Source organism: Microbulbifer maximicatervae (SeqCode) (genome assembly GCF_052467695.1).
On record NZ_CP174320.1, the window covers coordinates 377,417 to 391,514 of the forward strand.

The following is a 14,098-nucleotide window of genomic DNA, read 5'->3' on the forward strand; positions in this document are numbered from 1 at the left end:
TTCTATGTGGACAGATGCAAAGTAAAAGCATTTATGCAAAGAAGTGTCCTGAAGTACATCCCACTACTCATCGCCATATTTTTAATTGGGTGTTCTCCTTCATGGAGTGATGGCCCTTACGAGATTTATTGGATAGATGGCGAAAAAGCCCTTGGTTTTAATTTGGGGGACGATGCCTACATCCGCCGTATCGATGAACCACATCATATCAGTGCAAACGAGATGTTCGTCTCAGTCTACGCTTGCCCTGAGGGTGCCTGCGCTTACTATTACGTAGATCGACTTAAAGACCACAAATTCGCAGATTCTTCCAAGTTTATTTTTGGCCCCTACACAGAAAAAACCTTTGCCAAATTGCAACAAAAGCTACAACTACCAAAACTGGAGCAATAATAAAAACATGAGAAAAGCATCAAGATTTATGCCTAAATACAAGCCTGAAAGGGCAAGTAAATTTACACTATTTACTTTTCTAACAGCAGTGTTAGCTCTCCTTATTTACCATCCAATATACCTTTTAGCTTTAGTTGGCTTAGTATTATTGGCCATAATTTGGGGCTATCTCGAACAACCCAAAATTGATAGGCATTTCCAACATCTACGTGACAACCGCAAAGGTTTATCCATTTGTGAATTTGCCCGGGAGTTTGATTGCAAAATTGTAGATACATGGATTATTAGAGCGGTGTATGAGCAACTACAAGCGACACTTCCCACCAAACAACTGGTCCCAATTCAAACATCAGATGATTTCTTTAATACCCTAAAACTGGATGAAGATGATCTCTATCTGGACTTATTTGAAGAGATCGCACAAAGAACCGGGCGAACCCTTGAGGACTATCAAAGCAATCCCTATTTTGGCAAGGTAACAACGGTCCGGAACCTGGTACTGTTTTTTAATCACCAGGCCCGTGGCGAGTCAACCTGACAGGCCGTAACAGGTTTTGTACTGTTCGACAAAACTAGCGCATATGTCACCATTAATCCCACCGCAGAAATTTCATTGCTCCAGCAGCAGTCGGCGACGCTCAGCCAAAGTGAGTTCCGATCCATAGCCCCCAACTTTAAATCTCGCCAGCAGCCCCCAATAAACAGCCAACACCGCATAACGATTGCAAACAAGATACACTTTCAAAACAGCAACAAACAAAAAGGGAGACGACAGTTACAGACGTCTCTTCCAATCCGGTAGTTCAAAGGGAGGATTGTATTAATGACTCTACTTAAAACTCTACGCGCCAGCTTAATCTCAGTCTTTTTACTGCTTACGCCAGCAATATCTGCACAGGCAGAAACCTTTGCCACCGACGACGAACGCAACACCATGCAGGTGTTCAATTTTGCCAGTCCGTCGGTGGTCTATGTCACCAATGAAACCCTGGTGCGGGATCGCAGGACCCTGCGCCTCCACTCAGTGCCCAAAGGCGCCGGCAGCGGATTTATCTGGGACACTCAGGGCCATATTGTCACCAATTTCCACGTCATTGAGGGTGCGCGGCAAATCACTATTACTTTGCAGGATCGCAGCGAGTGGCCGGCCGAACTGGTGGGATCTGCGCCGGAAAAAGATCTGGCAGTTCTGAAAATTAACGCTCCCAGGGAGTTGCTAAAACCGCTGGTTGTGGGCACCTCCAGCAATCTCGCGGTAGGCCGCAAAGTACTGGCTATCGGCAACCCGTTCGGCCTGGACACCACTCTCACCACCGGGGTGGTCAGCGCCCTGGGGCGGGAAATTGAAGCCGCCAACAACCGCACCATTCGTAATGTTATCCAAACTGATGCTGCTATTAATCCAGGTAACTCCGGCGGCCCATTGCTGGATTCCCAAGCGCGTTTAATCGGGGTCAACACCGCAATTTACAGCCCCAGTGGCGCCAGTGTCGGTATTGGCTTTGCGATTCCAGTGGATACGGTCAAAAAAATTGTGCCGGAACTGATCAATCACGGCCGCCTGGTGCGCCCGATTATTGGTATCGAATCCGCCCCGGACCAGTGGAGTAGCCGCTACGGCTTTGAAGGGGTCGCCGTATTGCGTACCGCTCCCGGGCTTCCCGCAGAGAAAGCCGGCTTGCGCGGTATCCACCGCACCCGGGGTGGAGGCTGGGAATTAGGCGATGTGATTGTAGAAATAGAACAGCAGCCGATTCGCAGCTACGACGATCTGCTCAATGCCCTGGAAAAGCACAGTGCCGGTGACGAAATCACTATCGGCATATTGCGTGACGGGACAATTCGCTATACGTCCATTAGACTCGCGGCACCCGAATAAGCAGGCGCTTGCGCCCTGAACAAGAATTAGGCCGGGAGCCGATAATCTATGCAGAAGTACTTCCTGTGTCGCTATGACGAAATAAGCGAAGGTCAATCTAAAGGGTTCTCCCTCGGAGACACTGCCGCCGGCACTGACAATGTGTTTGCTGTGATGAAAGATGGCGAGGTCTACGCCTACAAAAATACCTGCCCTCACCGGGGCATCAATCTGGACTGGCAGGAAGACCAGTTCCTCGATCCCGATGGCGCACTTATTCAGTGCGCCTCCCACGGCGCGCTATTCCTGATTGAATCCGGGGAGTGTATCGCCGGGCCCTGTACTGGTGATGCCCTGACCCCAGTACCCGTGGAATATGCACAGGATGGTCTCTACGCATTACTGGCCGACTGACAGCCCCCTGCCTTTCCCTCACGGGAGAAAAGGCAGGGCCTCCGCCAGCTCGACGCCTTCAGCATCGAGCTTCGCGCGATATGCAAGCACTTGCACACCAGCATCGACAGCGGAATCCAGGGCATCAGCATAAGCAGAGTCAATTTCCCGCGCCGCCTGCACCGTCTCGATACCGCTGTGTTGGACGCAGTAAAAAAGTACCGCTCGCACTCCGCTCTCAGCCAACTTTTGCAGTTCGCGCAGGTGCTTGGCGCCCCGAGTACTTACCGCATCGGGGAAGTAACCCTGCACCCCATCTGCCAGGGTCACATTTTTCACTTCCACGTAGCAGTCCCCATCGGCGCCGGACAACAACAGATCGATACGGCTGTTTTCCTCGCCGTAACGCACTTCCCTGCGCAGGGATTCATAGCCCTGTAACTCGCTGACTACGCCAGACAGAATGGCCTCTTCAACCAGAGCATTGGCGCGGCCTGTGTTCACCCCCGCCAGGGCTCCATCCGGGGTCGTACAGATTTCCAGAGTGTGGCGATACTTGCGCTTGGGGTTGCCAGAATCGGAGTACCAGCAGTCTCCCCCCTCCACCCAACAATTCTTCATAGACCCCGTATTTGGGCAGTGGATGGTAAACACGTCACCACTGGCAGATTCCACATCGGCGAGAAAGCGCTTGTATCGGCGCAAAAGTGTTGCCTTTTGCAACGGGGGGGTAAATTTCACGGGCTGGACCACTTGGCTGTAATTTCAGGCGCCACAAAATAGCAGACAACTATTTGTGGCGCGAATCGCGCAGATTTGATAGCTTCCTCGCTCTCGGTCGCCAGGGGTATCGGTACCGAGAACAGGATTAGCCTGACACCGCAGCGAATTTGATAGGTGAAAAAAGCATCACTTAGAAAGATTCCGGTCTAGGCTAGATTGAATTTGGTGGTATCGCCCCCATAAAGGGGGGCCCGTATAGAAAGAGAGGCAACGACTATGCCCAAAACTGCTGCGAGCACCGAATCTCTGCACGGCTTTGAGCCCTACAAGGAGACGCAGGGCGAAGAGTACATGAATGAGAAGCAGCAGGAGCATTTCCGCAACTTGCTGTTGGCCTGGAAGGCCGAGCTGATGGCGGAAGTGGACCGCACCGTTTCCCACATGAAAGACGAGGCCGCAAACTTCCCCGATCCCGCAGACCGCGCCAGCCAGGAAGAAGAGTTTAGCCTGGAATTGCGCACCCGCGATCGCGAGCGCAAGCTGATCAAGAAGATCGATGCCACCCTGGAGCTTATCGACCAGGATGACTACGGTTTCTGCGAAGCCTGTGGTGTTGATATCGGCATTCGCCGCCTGGAGGCCCGTCCAACCGCCACTCTGTGCGTGGACTGCAAAACCCTCGCGGAAATCAAGGAACGGCAGATCTCCGGCTGATCCACAACCGATAGCGGCACGGCGTTCGCTTGCGATCGCCCTGCTCGGAGGGGGCGATCAATGTATCGCCCCTATTCATTTTGAACAGCACAACTCCCTATATTGGTCGCTTCGCACCCTCCCCGAGTGGACCGCTCCACTTCGGCTCACTGGTGTGCGCCGTCGGCAGCTACCTTGACGCCCTCGCCCATGGCGGACACTGGCTCCTGCGCATGGAAGACCTCGACCCTCCCCGGGAAGAGCCCGGCGCGGCAACCCGCATTCTGAAATCCCTGGAAGCCCACGGACTGCACTGGCACGGCCCCGTCGAATGGCAGAGCAAGCGCTACGCACTCTACGAGGAAACCCTGTCCACACTGCGCCAACGGCAACTGATTTACCCCTGCGACTGCTCACGCAGCCAGATTAAGAAAAATGGTGGACATGCGAACGACTTCTGTCGCCTTAAATACGATGTGAGCGAACCCTCAGCGCTGCGATTGCAATGCGCAGGCGGCGAGGAAAGCTTTGTGGATATTTGGCACGGAGAGCAACGGCAGCTCATCCGCGAAGACACCATTCTCAAGCGCCGCGACGGCCTCTATGCCTACCAACTGGCAGTCGTTGTCGACGATATCGACCAACAAATCAACCAGGTGGTGCGCGGCTCAGATCTATTGGATACCACCGGTGCACAACAGCGCCTGTTTAAAATCCTCGGCGCTACTCCCCCCCAGTTCGGCCATCTGCCGCTGGTGATGGGCCCTGACGACAGGCAAAAACTCAGCAAACAAAATCACGCGCCGGCTATCGACGACAACATGGCTTCCGGTAACCTGTGTAAGGCTTTACAGTTCCTCGGCTTCAAACTGCCAAACACTGCCCTAACAGAATCCCCCGAGCATATTCTCAAGTGGGCTACCGCACGCTGGCGCCGCCACCAGGTAGATATGCGCAACCGCCAATTGCACTGATTCCAAGCTGCACTTACCATTTCCGCGCCAGCCGCCCTTAGGGGTCCGGCTGATAACCCGCGTTGACGATTACACAGGGATGACTTCTCACCGGTACAGTGCGCGGGCAACAAATTTCTCTAGCGGGTTTTCAAGGCGATCTATGAGTAACCGCACACTATTAATTCTGCTGGTACTGGTGGGTTATGTATTCTCCCCCACCATCTTTACCTGGATGATCAATCCCGTCGGCGCCTGGTACCGGCCTTTTATCCTCTGGTTCGTGCTGATCCTACTGGCGATTTTTATCCAGTGGAGGCGCAAATCGAATGAGCTTTGATATTGCCCACATTGCCCTGGTGGGAGTGGCCTATATCGCCACCCTGTTTTTTGTCGCCTTCGCCACCTCCAAGGGCTGGCTGCCTTCCCGCTGGGTGCGCCATCCGCTGGTTTATGTGCTCTCCCTGGGCGTATCATTATCGGCCTGGACCTTCTACGGTATCGTCGACCTGGCCTGGCAATATGGTTACGGGGTACTCGCCTACTATCTGGGCACCGGCGCCATGTTCCTGTTTGCGCCAGTAGCCCTGGAGCCACTGGCGCGCCTGGCACAGCGCTACCAGCTGTACTCCCCGGCAGATCTTCTGGTGTTCCGCTATCACAGCCGCCAGGCGGGGACTCTCGCCACCCTGTTTATGCTGTTGGCGCTGCTCCCCCTGATCGCCCTGCAAATCCAGGCGGTATCTGAGACCCTGGCGCTGCTGTCGCGGGATAGTGTGGCAGCCCTGGCACTGCCGGACAGCGGTGTATCGAGCAAAAATTTAATCGCATTTTTTTACTGCGTACTGCTGGCGGTATTCACCAGTATGTACGGCGCCACCCGCGAGCGTGGCGAGGGCCTGGCCAGCGCCATGGCCCTGGAGTCCCTGGTAAAACTGGTGGCGCTCACCGCGGTGGGCGGCTATGCCATTTACGGAGTCTTCGGTGGATTTTCCGGCCTGGATGAGTGGCTGCTGGAGAACCCCGATATGCACCAGCTGCTCTACACCCCCATCAAGCAGGGCTCATCCCACACCCTGCTGCTGGTGTTTATCGCCACTGCCGTGGCTATGCCACATATTTTTTACCTGAGTATTGCCGAGCGCCCTACCGGACAGGCAATGCGCACCGCCAGCTGGGGCTTCCCCCTGTTCCTGCTGCTGATGGCCCTGCCCATCTTCCCCATCATGTGGGCGGGCTTTGCCCTGGATGTGGCCGGCCCGGTGCAGTACTTCTCCCTGGCGGTTCCCCGCGCCAGTGGCTCGGCCCTGCTCACCACCCTGGCCTTTATCGGCGGCCTGTCGGCAGCCACTGGCGCACTGATTATGATCACCCTGGCCCTCGCCACCATGGTGATGAACCACTGGCTGCTGCCTGGCACCCGCTGGCACTCTGAGGACAATATGTACCGGCAGCTGGTGTGGCTGCGCCGCGCACTGATCGCCGCTCTGTTTATTGCCGGCTTTGCCTTTTACCTGTTACTCAACAACCGACTCTCCCTGTCGGATCTGGCCCTGCTGGCATTTATCGGATCACTCCAATTTCTGCCTGGGATTTTTGCTGTAATCCACTGGCCGCGAGGCAATCGACGCGGATTTGTCGGTGGCCTGCTGGCAGGCATGTTGCTTTGGGGGGGCGGCCTGTTAATTCCGTCAATTTTTGGGATTACCGGCATCACCCTGCCCGGCACCTCCCTCCAAATTCCCCTGGGAATGTCTATCTGGACACAGATCACCACCCTGTCACTGGGGGTCAATGTCCTGTTATTTGTCGGTCTATCTCTGTTCACCCGCACCAGTAGCCTGGAGCAGTACGCCGCTGACCTGTGTAGCGACGACACCATCGCCCAGGCTCTGCGCCTGGGACTGGATGTGGAATCCGCCGCAGATTTTCGCCTGCGCTTGGCTGAAAGCCTCGGGGCCGCTACTGCGAATAAAGAAGTTAAACGCGCTCTCGCCGCCCTCAATCTGCCGGACAACGAGCGCCGCCCCTACGCCCTGCGTCAACTGCGCAACAAGCTGGAGTCCAATCTCTCCGGCCTGCTGGGGCGTGTTCTGGCGGTGCAAATTATTGATCGACACTTCCCGTTCCAGAACAGCGATCAGCCGGCAAACAAAGACATTCACCTGATCGAGACCCGATTGGGCCGTTATAAGCACCAGCTCACCGGCTTGGCCGCAGAACTCAATAACCTGCGCCTGTATCACCGCCAAATGCTGGAAGAGCTGCCGATGGCCGCTTGCTCTCTGGGGCGCGACGGAGAAGTCCTGTTGTGGAACTACGCCATGCAGGACCTCACCGGTATCAGTGCCAGCGAGGTAATTGGCTCGAAACTGGAATACTTGGCGGAACCCTGGCGCAGCCTGCTGGGGGAGTTCGCCCTATCCACTGATGCCAGCCGCTTTAAGCAACAGGTGAGCCTCGACGGCAATAGCCACTGGCTCAACCTGCACAAGGCGCGGCAAAAACGCAGCCGCAGCGACCGCTCCCGCGACGAGCGCGGCGATGCACAAATGTTGTTGCTGGAGGACATTACCGAAACACAGGTCTTGGAACAGGAACTTATCCACAGCGAGCGCCTGGCCTCTGTGGGTCGCCTGGCCGCCGGCGTAGCCCATGAAGTGGGTAACCCGGTAACGGGAATCGCCTGCCTGGCACAAAACCTCCAGTACGACTGTGACAACCCAGAGGTCCTGGATACTGCCGACCAGATCCTGAGCCAGACCCAACGCATCAGCCGTATCGTCCACTCCCTGGTCAACTTCTCTCACAGTGGCAGCCAGGAAGACAGTGAGCGGGCCCCGGTAGATCTCTATGCCTGTGTACAGGAGGCGGTCAATCTGCTGTCCCTGCAACGGGATAAGACCGAGGTCCAGTTTGAGAATCGGGTACCCGAAGACCTGATCGCCCCGGGAGACAACCAGCGCCTGATCCAGGTGTTTATCAACCTGCTCAGCAATGCCCGCGATGCCAGCCCCGATGGCGGCCAGATTCTAATTGAGGGCTATCGCAAGAGCGGCAGCGCCTGTGTCTCTGTCACCGACAGCGGACCGGGAATTTCAGCTCAGCATCGTGAACGGATTCTGGAGCCCTTCTTCACAACGAAAGAGCCCGGCGAGGGTACAGGACTGGGCCTGGCAATGGTTTACAGCATTGTCGAGGAGCACGGCGGCCAGCTGGAATTGGTCAGTCCCGCAAATCCTGAAACCGGGACTGGCGCCCGCTTTATTGTGCAACTCCCCCTGGGAGACTGAGATGGCTGGACACCCAAATCGATCATTATTTGTGCAAAAATAACCCGATTAACCGTTTTTGAGTTGCATCGAAACGGCGCCCGGGTAAAACTAGGCGCTTACTGAGCATTTTGTAACCAGGCGTAACATATGAGCCACATCCTCATCGTCGAAGATGAAGCCATTATCCGAACAGCGCTGCGCAAGCTTTTAGAGCGGCACCGCTACAAAATCAGTGAAGCGGGTTCGGTAAAGGAGGCGCTCACCAAGTACCGCCTCAATGAAGTTGACCTGGTTATTTCCGATTTGCGCCTGCCCGGCGCACCGGGCACCGACCTACTCAAGCACGCCGGTGATATTCCGGTACTGATCATGACCAGTTACGCCAGCCTCCGCTCTGCGGTGGACTCCATGCGTATGGGCGCCGCCGACTATATCGCCAAGCCCTTTGACCACGACGAAATGCTCGCAACCGTCCGCCGAGTCATAGGCAAAGCGGAGCAGAATCGCGCCCAGCCCGTCAACGAGAAAGAGAATACCGGCACTATCGCCGGCATGATTGGCAGCAGCCCTGTAATGAGGGAGCTCTACAGTCGCATCCATAAAGTTGCCCCCACAGATGCCACCGTCCTGGTCCACGGTGAAACCGGTACCGGTAAGGAACTGGTTGCCCGGGCTATTCACGAGGAGAGCCGCCGAGCCAACAAACCCCTGATCTCCGTCAACTGTGCCGCAATTCCCGACACACTGATTGAATCGGAGCTGTTCGGCTACGAGAAAGGCGCATTTACCGGTGCCCAGAGTTCCCGGGAGGGACTGGTAGCGGCAGCCGATGGAGGAACCCTGTTCCTCGACGAGATCGGTGAGCTGCCCCTGGAGGCTCAGGCCCGCCTGCTGCGTGTATTGCAAGAGGGCGAAGTGCGGCCAATTGGCTCGATCGAATCCCGCAAAGTGGATGTGCGCCTGGTAACAGCCACCCACCGCAACCTGCGCCAGCTGTCAGCGGAGCGTAAATTCCGGGAAGACCTCTACTACCGCATCAATGTGGTGCAAATGACGCTTGCCCCCTTGCGCGAGCGAGGCAGAGACGTCCTAGCACTGGCAGAGCACCTGTTGGAAAAGTTCTGCACCAAGATCGAGCGCCCCTTATTGCGCCTGTCACCGGAGGCCATCCAGGCTGTTACCACCTACACCTGGCCCGGTAACGTGCGTGAATTGGAGAACGCCATCCAGCGCGCTGTAATCCTGACGGATAAGAACAGCCGCGAGATCGACCACAAAACCTTGGATATCGATCTAGACCTGGTGCCGATCGAAGAGACCGACGGCATCCCGCGCCCCCGCAGCCTGCACACCGACCCCCGTGAGGACCTGTCCCTGGAAGACTACTTCGCCCGCTTCGTTATTGAGCACCAGGACACCATGAGTGAGACAGACCTGGCCAAGAAGCTCGGCGTCAGCCGCAAATGCCTGTGGGAACGACGCCAAAAGCTGGGCATCCCCCGCAAGAAGAGCCGTCGCAGCGCCGCCGCAGAAGCTTAAAACTAACGCTATCCCCAGGGGGCTTCGCCCCCTGCTCCCAATCCGTCCTCACCTGTCAAACTCCTTCGACCACTTTGTTACCCCACCCCCACAGGGGTTACCAACCAGAGTGTTACCCACACCCACCCAGAAGTAACAACTCTCGCACCTTCCGTAACGCAATAGCTCTCAGAAAAGTTCCGTCAAATTTCGTAAAGATCTTAACTTATTGATTTATAAAGGTTTTTAAAAGTTGGCATACTAAGTGCTTTACTCTTAGTACAAAAATTGAAAACAGCCAACAATAAAAATAAATGACTGTTAAAAGCCCTATAACAACTAACAATAAGTGGGGCGAAACATAATAAAAATAATGGGGCGGCCGACAATAAAAGCAATGAGTGGCCAAAACCGCAAGAACAACAATAAACAATAACAATAAAACTCAAGAAGAATAAGAATAACAACAAGCGCGTTGCAAACTGACTGAACTGTACCTGGGAGAGGGTGTTTGCTTGAAAGCAAATTGAGAGCGCAAGGAAGCCGCTGCCTTCATACTGGTAATAATAATTCCCATATTTCTTTTCCCCCGAACTTACAGGCACCCGCATATTGCGGGCGCATTCCTTTGCGTGTGTTAGAATCGCGCCCGCGAGTCCCGATCTCTGAGGATAAACAGCCGCTGAGGCTCCTTTCCGGACTCGCTCCTGGGGTAGCCCAGGTATAGAGGCTCCAGCAGTGCCATCGTGAATCTCCCCAGAGGGACCACCACTTATACAGGCCGCCAACTAATGCGTGGCCAAGCACAGCGGGGCTTTCCCGGCCATCCCTAAATGGCAGCAGTCAACATAGACAGCCGTATGCTCAACAACCTGATTAGTAGTATCAAACGCTGGCGCAGGCCGGCCAGTAAAGGCCCCAGGGTTATCGCCCGCAACGACCACAGCATCTCGCGCCGAGAAATCAGCCGCGCGGCCTTAACCGTTATGAAGCGCCTTCAGGATGCCGGATACCAGGCGTATATCGTAGGTGGAGGTGTACGCGACCTGATGCTCGGCGGTCACCCCAAGGATTTTGATGTGGCCACCGACGCCACTCCAGAGCAGGCCAAGGTGCTTTTTCGCGGCGCACGCATTGTCGGTCGTCGCTTTCGCATCCTGCACGCCCGTATAGGCCGTGAAGTTATCGAAGTGACTACCTTCCGCGGTCACCACAGCGATGGCGAGACCCACGAGGCCAAGCAGTCCGAACACGGTATGCTGCTGCGTGACAATGTCTATGGCGACCTAGAAAGTGATGCCATGCGTCGGGATTTCACGGTCAACGCGCTCTACTACACCACCAAAGGGTTTGAAATCCACGACTACACCGGCGGTGTCGAGGATATTGAAAAGCGCCTGATTCGAATGATCGGCTCCCCAGAGGTCCGCTACAAGGAAGACCCGGTGCGCATGCTGCGCGCGGTGCGCTTCGCCGCCAAGTTGGATTTCACTATTGAAGGCAAGACCGAGGCTCCCCTGCACGAGCTGGCGCCACTGTTACGCAATATTGCCCCGGCTCGCCTGTTCGATGAGATTCTCAAGCTGCTGATGAGTGGCCACGGAGAGCGCACCTTTGAGCTGCTGCGCCAGTACCAGCTCTGGCAACACCTGTTCCCGGATAACGCCGCACAAATTGAGGCCAACAACGCGGCCCTGAAACTATCCCAACAAGCCCTGCGGAACACGGACCAACGTATCCGCGCCGATATGCGTGTTACCCCAGCGTTCCTCTACGCCGCCCTACTCTGGCCTGCGGTGAGCACCGAGCAACAAAAGCTGATTGCCAAGGGCACCCCACCAGCGCCAGCGCTGGCCCAAGCGGCACAAAAAGTTACCAGTTCACAGCTGGCCCACACCGCTATTCCCAAGCGCTTCTCAATCCCCATGCGGGAAATCTGGGACCTGCAACAGCGCCTGCCCCAGCGCGGTGGCAGTCGGGCCCAGCGCTTACAGGAGCACCCCCGTTTCCGCGCCGCCTACGACTTCCTGTTGCTGCGGGAAGAAAGTGGCGAGATTGAAGCGGGCCTGGGCAAATGGTGGACCGACTTCCAACAGGCAGACGATGAGCAGCGCCAGCAAATGGTGCGCAAGCTACAGCGCACAGGCAGCGGTGGGCGCCGCAACCGTAACTCTCGCGGCCGCCGTCGCAAGCCGAGAGCAGAACAGTAATGGAAACGGTATACATCGGCCTGGGCAGTAACCTGGCAGAGCCCGGCAAACAACTGCGCAGCGCCCTATCGGCCATGGAACGAATCCCCAGTACAGAATTATTGGGGTGTTCGAGCTTTTACCGAAGCGCCCCGGTCGGCCCCGGCGATCAACCCGATTACATCAATGCCGTCGCAGCATTGAAAACAGCACTGTCCCCGCTGGCACTACTGGACCAGCTCCAATCTATCGAGCTGTCCCACGGGCGCGAGCGCTCCATCCGCTGGGGCGCCCGCACCCTGGACCTGGATATCCTGTTGTTTGGGGAATCTCAAATCGATGAGCCCCGCCTACAGGTCCCACACCCGCGCATGGCCGAGCGCAACTTCGTACTGCTACCCCTTTCTGAACTGGCTCCTGCGATGGAACTGCCCGGATTGGGAGCCCTTCCAGCACTCTTACAGGGCTGCCCGGAAAACCGCCTGGAAAAGGTTTGATCGACTGAGGCTCCCCAACTACTCGACGGGCGGCCCTCTCAATAGTACTTTTGCGTTTGCAACTCATCAGGGAAGACCCCAGACAAAGAGGAGTCGCTCAAGTGGTTATCGAAAAACCCGAGACCAGCACAGCTGAACTCAACCTGTCCAATAAAACACCGCCTAAATTTATCGCGGTGGAAGGCAATATTGGTGTGGGAAAAACCACACTGGCAAAGAAGCTGGCCTCCACATTCAATTACGACACGCTGTTGGAATTACCCGAGGAGAACCCCTTTTTGGAGCGTTTCTACCGGGACCCCCAAAATGCCGCACTGCCCACCCAGCTGCACTTTCTCCTCCAGCGATCACAGCAAATCCAGGCACTGCGGCAGGACGATATCTTTGAGCCGGTGCGGGTGTCGGACTTTTTGATCGAAAAGGACCAGCTGTTTGCAGAAGTCACCCTGGATAAGGATGAGCTGCACCTATACCAACAGGTGTACAAACACCTCACCCTGGAAGCACCCAAGCCGGACCTGGTGATCTATTTGCAAGCCCCCCTCGATGTGCTGCAAGCCCGAATCCGCAATCGGGGAATCCCGGCTGAGCAGGCGATAAGCAATGAGTACCTCGCCACCCTCAACAACGCCTACACCCGCTTTTTCCATTTTTACGATGAGGCGCCTCTACTCATCGTCAATACCGAGGAGATCGACATTGTCGATAGCCCAGAGGACTACCAACAGCTGGTCGAATATCTGTTCACGATCACCAGTGGCCGGCACTATTACAACCCAGGAAGTTAATCGTTATGTATGCACCCTCTGAATTAGAAAAGCTCGTAACCGTTCAAACCCTGCGAAAAATGAAAGCGAATGGTGAGAAGTTTATTACCGTTGCTCTCTACGATGCCCCTATGGCTGCGATGGCACAAAAGTCCGGGGTTGAGACACTGCTCGTCGGAGATTCCCTGGGCATGACCGTGCTGGGTTACGACAGCACCGTGCCAGTGACGATGGAGCAAATGATTTACCACGTCGAGGCGGTCGCGCGCGGCAATAAGAAGTCCCTGATTATGGGGGATATGCCGTTTATGACTTACGCCACCCCGGAGCAGGCACTCCGGAATGCAACCCGGATCATGCAGGCCGGTGCACATATGGTGAAGATCGAGGGAGGCGCCTGGCTCGCCGACACCGTGAAGATTCTTACTGATCGCGGTATTCCCGTTTGCGCCCACCTGGGCCTCACCCCTCAATCAGTACACAAACTGGGAGGCTATCGCGTTCAGGGGCGCGACGAAGAACACGCCAAGCAAATCCTCGAAGACGCCCTACAACTCGACGAAGCCGGAGCTGATCTGCTGGTGTTGGAATGTGTACCCGCCGACCTGGCAAAGCGTATTACCAAAGCCGTATCCATGCCCACCATCGGCATAGGCGCGGGCCGCGACTGCGATGCCCAGGTACTGGTAATCAATGACATCCTGGGCCTCACCCAACAGCCCCCCAAGTTTTCCAAAAACTTCCTGGTAGAGGCCGAGGATATTCCCGGGGCCCTGCGCAAATACGCCGAGGACGTCAAGCAAGGCGTTTTCCCCGGCGAGGAACACATATTTAAATAA

General features: G+C 55.8%; 14 protein-coding genes. 13 read left to right on the top strand and 1 reads right to left on the bottom strand.

Going from position 1 to position 14,098, the window contains the following annotated elements; translation table 11 throughout:
• The first annotated feature begins 33 nt into the window (after positions 1-33).
• From ACJJI8_RS01710 to ACJJI8_RS01725, 4 genes are all read left to right on the top strand, one after another.
• Positions 34-393: a hypothetical protein gene (locus ACJJI8_RS01710; protein WP_444934064.1), complete on the top strand. Its 360-nt coding sequence runs from the start codon at positions 34-36 to the stop codon at positions 391-393.
• A 7-nt stretch (positions 394-400) separates the two neighbouring features.
• Complete coding sequence (locus tag ACJJI8_RS01715; RefSeq protein ID WP_444925796.1) at positions 401-931, top strand: hypothetical protein; 531 nt, start codon at positions 401-403, stop codon at positions 929-931.
• Positions 932-1,216: 285 nt separating this feature from the next.
• Positions 1,217-2,272, top strand: a complete 1,056-nt coding sequence (locus ACJJI8_RS01720; RefSeq protein ID WP_282931426.1) for a S1C family serine protease — start codon at positions 1,217-1,219, stop codon at positions 2,270-2,272.
• Positions 2,273-2,320: 48 nt separating this feature from the next.
• Positions 2,321-2,665, top strand: a complete 345-nt coding sequence (locus tag ACJJI8_RS01725; protein ID WP_444915635.1) for a Rieske (2Fe-2S) protein — start codon at positions 2,321-2,323, stop codon at positions 2,663-2,665.
• Between the two features lie 18 nt (positions 2,666-2,683).
• Here ACJJI8_RS01725 and sfsA read toward each other — a convergent pair whose 3' ends face one another.
• A complete protein-coding gene (gene sfsA / locus ACJJI8_RS01730) occupies positions 2,684-3,385 on the bottom strand; it encodes a DNA/RNA nuclease SfsA (RefSeq protein ID WP_444934065.1) in 702 nt (233 codons plus the stop codon).
• Between the two features lie 258 nt (positions 3,386-3,643).
• Here sfsA and dksA point away from each other — a divergent pair, with 258 nt between their 5' ends.
• The 9 genes from dksA to panB all read left to right on the top strand — a co-directional run bounded on the left by dksA (position 3,644) and on the right by panB (position 14,098).
• On the top strand, positions 3,644-4,081 hold the full coding sequence (gene dksA / locus ACJJI8_RS01735; protein WP_108734345.1) for an RNA polymerase-binding protein DksA: 438 nt from the start codon (positions 3,644-3,646) through the stop codon (positions 4,079-4,081).
• Positions 4,082-4,161: 80 nt separating this feature from the next.
• Positions 4,162-5,034 (top strand): tRNA glutamyl-Q(34) synthetase GluQRS, encoded by an 873-nt coding sequence (gluQRS, locus tag ACJJI8_RS01740; protein WP_444934066.1) that lies wholly within the window; start codon positions 4,162-4,164, stop codon positions 5,032-5,034.
• 142 nt (positions 5,035-5,176) lie between these two features.
• Entirely contained in the window at positions 5,177-5,353 is a 177-nt protein-coding gene (locus tag ACJJI8_RS01745; protein WP_169337099.1) for a hypothetical protein, read from the top strand.
• Complete coding sequence (locus ACJJI8_RS01750) at positions 5,343-8,306, top strand: ATP-binding protein (protein ID WP_444934067.1); 2,964 nt, start codon at positions 5,343-5,345, stop codon at positions 8,304-8,306. Before ACJJI8_RS01745 ends, ACJJI8_RS01750 begins: the two co-directional genes overlap by 11 nt.
• Positions 8,307-8,435: 129 nt before the next feature.
• Entirely contained in the window at positions 8,436-9,827 is a 1,392-nt protein-coding gene (locus tag ACJJI8_RS01755) for a sigma-54-dependent transcriptional regulator (RefSeq protein WP_444934068.1), read from the top strand.
• An 812-nt stretch (positions 9,828-10,639) separates the two neighbouring features.
• Entirely contained in the window at positions 10,640-12,016 is a 1,377-nt protein-coding gene (gene pcnB / locus ACJJI8_RS01760; protein WP_444934069.1) for a polynucleotide adenylyltransferase PcnB, read from the top strand.
• A complete protein-coding gene (folK, locus tag ACJJI8_RS01765; RefSeq protein WP_282931421.1) occupies positions 12,016-12,492 on the top strand; it encodes a 2-amino-4-hydroxy-6-hydroxymethyldihydropteridine diphosphokinase in 477 nt (158 codons plus the stop codon). The genes pcnB and folK overlap by 1 nt, the downstream gene beginning before the upstream one ends.
• A 101-nt stretch (positions 12,493-12,593) precedes the next feature.
• Positions 12,594-13,280: a deoxynucleoside kinase gene (locus ACJJI8_RS01770; RefSeq protein WP_444915629.1), complete on the top strand. Its 687-nt coding sequence runs from the start codon at positions 12,594-12,596 to the stop codon at positions 13,278-13,280.
• A gap of 5 nt (positions 13,281-13,285) precedes the next feature.
• Positions 13,286-14,098 carry a 3-methyl-2-oxobutanoate hydroxymethyltransferase gene (gene panB / locus ACJJI8_RS01775; RefSeq protein ID WP_444934070.1) on the top strand — a complete coding sequence of 271 codons (813 nt, stop codon included), beginning with the start codon at positions 13,286-13,288 and terminating at the stop codon, positions 14,096-14,098.

Coding starts and splice junctions, on each gene's coding strand:
- ACJJI8_RS01755 (WP_444934068.1), top strand. CDS start 8,436: ATGAGCCACATCCTCATCGTCGAAGATGAAGCCATTATCCGAACAGCG.
- ACJJI8_RS01745 (WP_169337099.1), top strand. CDS start 5,177: ATGAGTAACCGCACACTATTAATTCTGCTGGTACTGGTGGGTTATGTA.
- ACJJI8_RS01720 (WP_282931426.1), top strand. CDS start 1,217: ATGACTCTACTTAAAACTCTACGCGCCAGCTTAATCTCAGTCTTTTTA.
- dksA (WP_108734345.1), top strand. CDS start 3,644: ATGCCCAAAACTGCTGCGAGCACCGAATCTCTGCACGGCTTTGAGCCC.
- ACJJI8_RS01710 (WP_444934064.1), top strand. CDS start 34: ATGCAAAGAAGTGTCCTGAAGTACATCCCACTACTCATCGCCATATTT.
- ACJJI8_RS01725 (WP_444915635.1), top strand. CDS start 2,321: ATGCAGAAGTACTTCCTGTGTCGCTATGACGAAATAAGCGAAGGTCAA.
- panB (WP_444934070.1), top strand. CDS start 13,286: ATGTATGCACCCTCTGAATTAGAAAAGCTCGTAACCGTTCAAACCCTG.
- folK (WP_282931421.1), top strand. CDS start 12,016: ATGGAAACGGTATACATCGGCCTGGGCAGTAACCTGGCAGAGCCCGGC.
- pcnB (WP_444934069.1), top strand. CDS start 10,640: ATGGCAGCAGTCAACATAGACAGCCGTATGCTCAACAACCTGATTAGT.
- ACJJI8_RS01750 (WP_444934067.1), top strand. CDS start 5,343: ATGAGCTTTGATATTGCCCACATTGCCCTGGTGGGAGTGGCCTATATC.
- ACJJI8_RS01715 (WP_444925796.1), top strand. CDS start 401: ATGAGAAAAGCATCAAGATTTATGCCTAAATACAAGCCTGAAAGGGCA.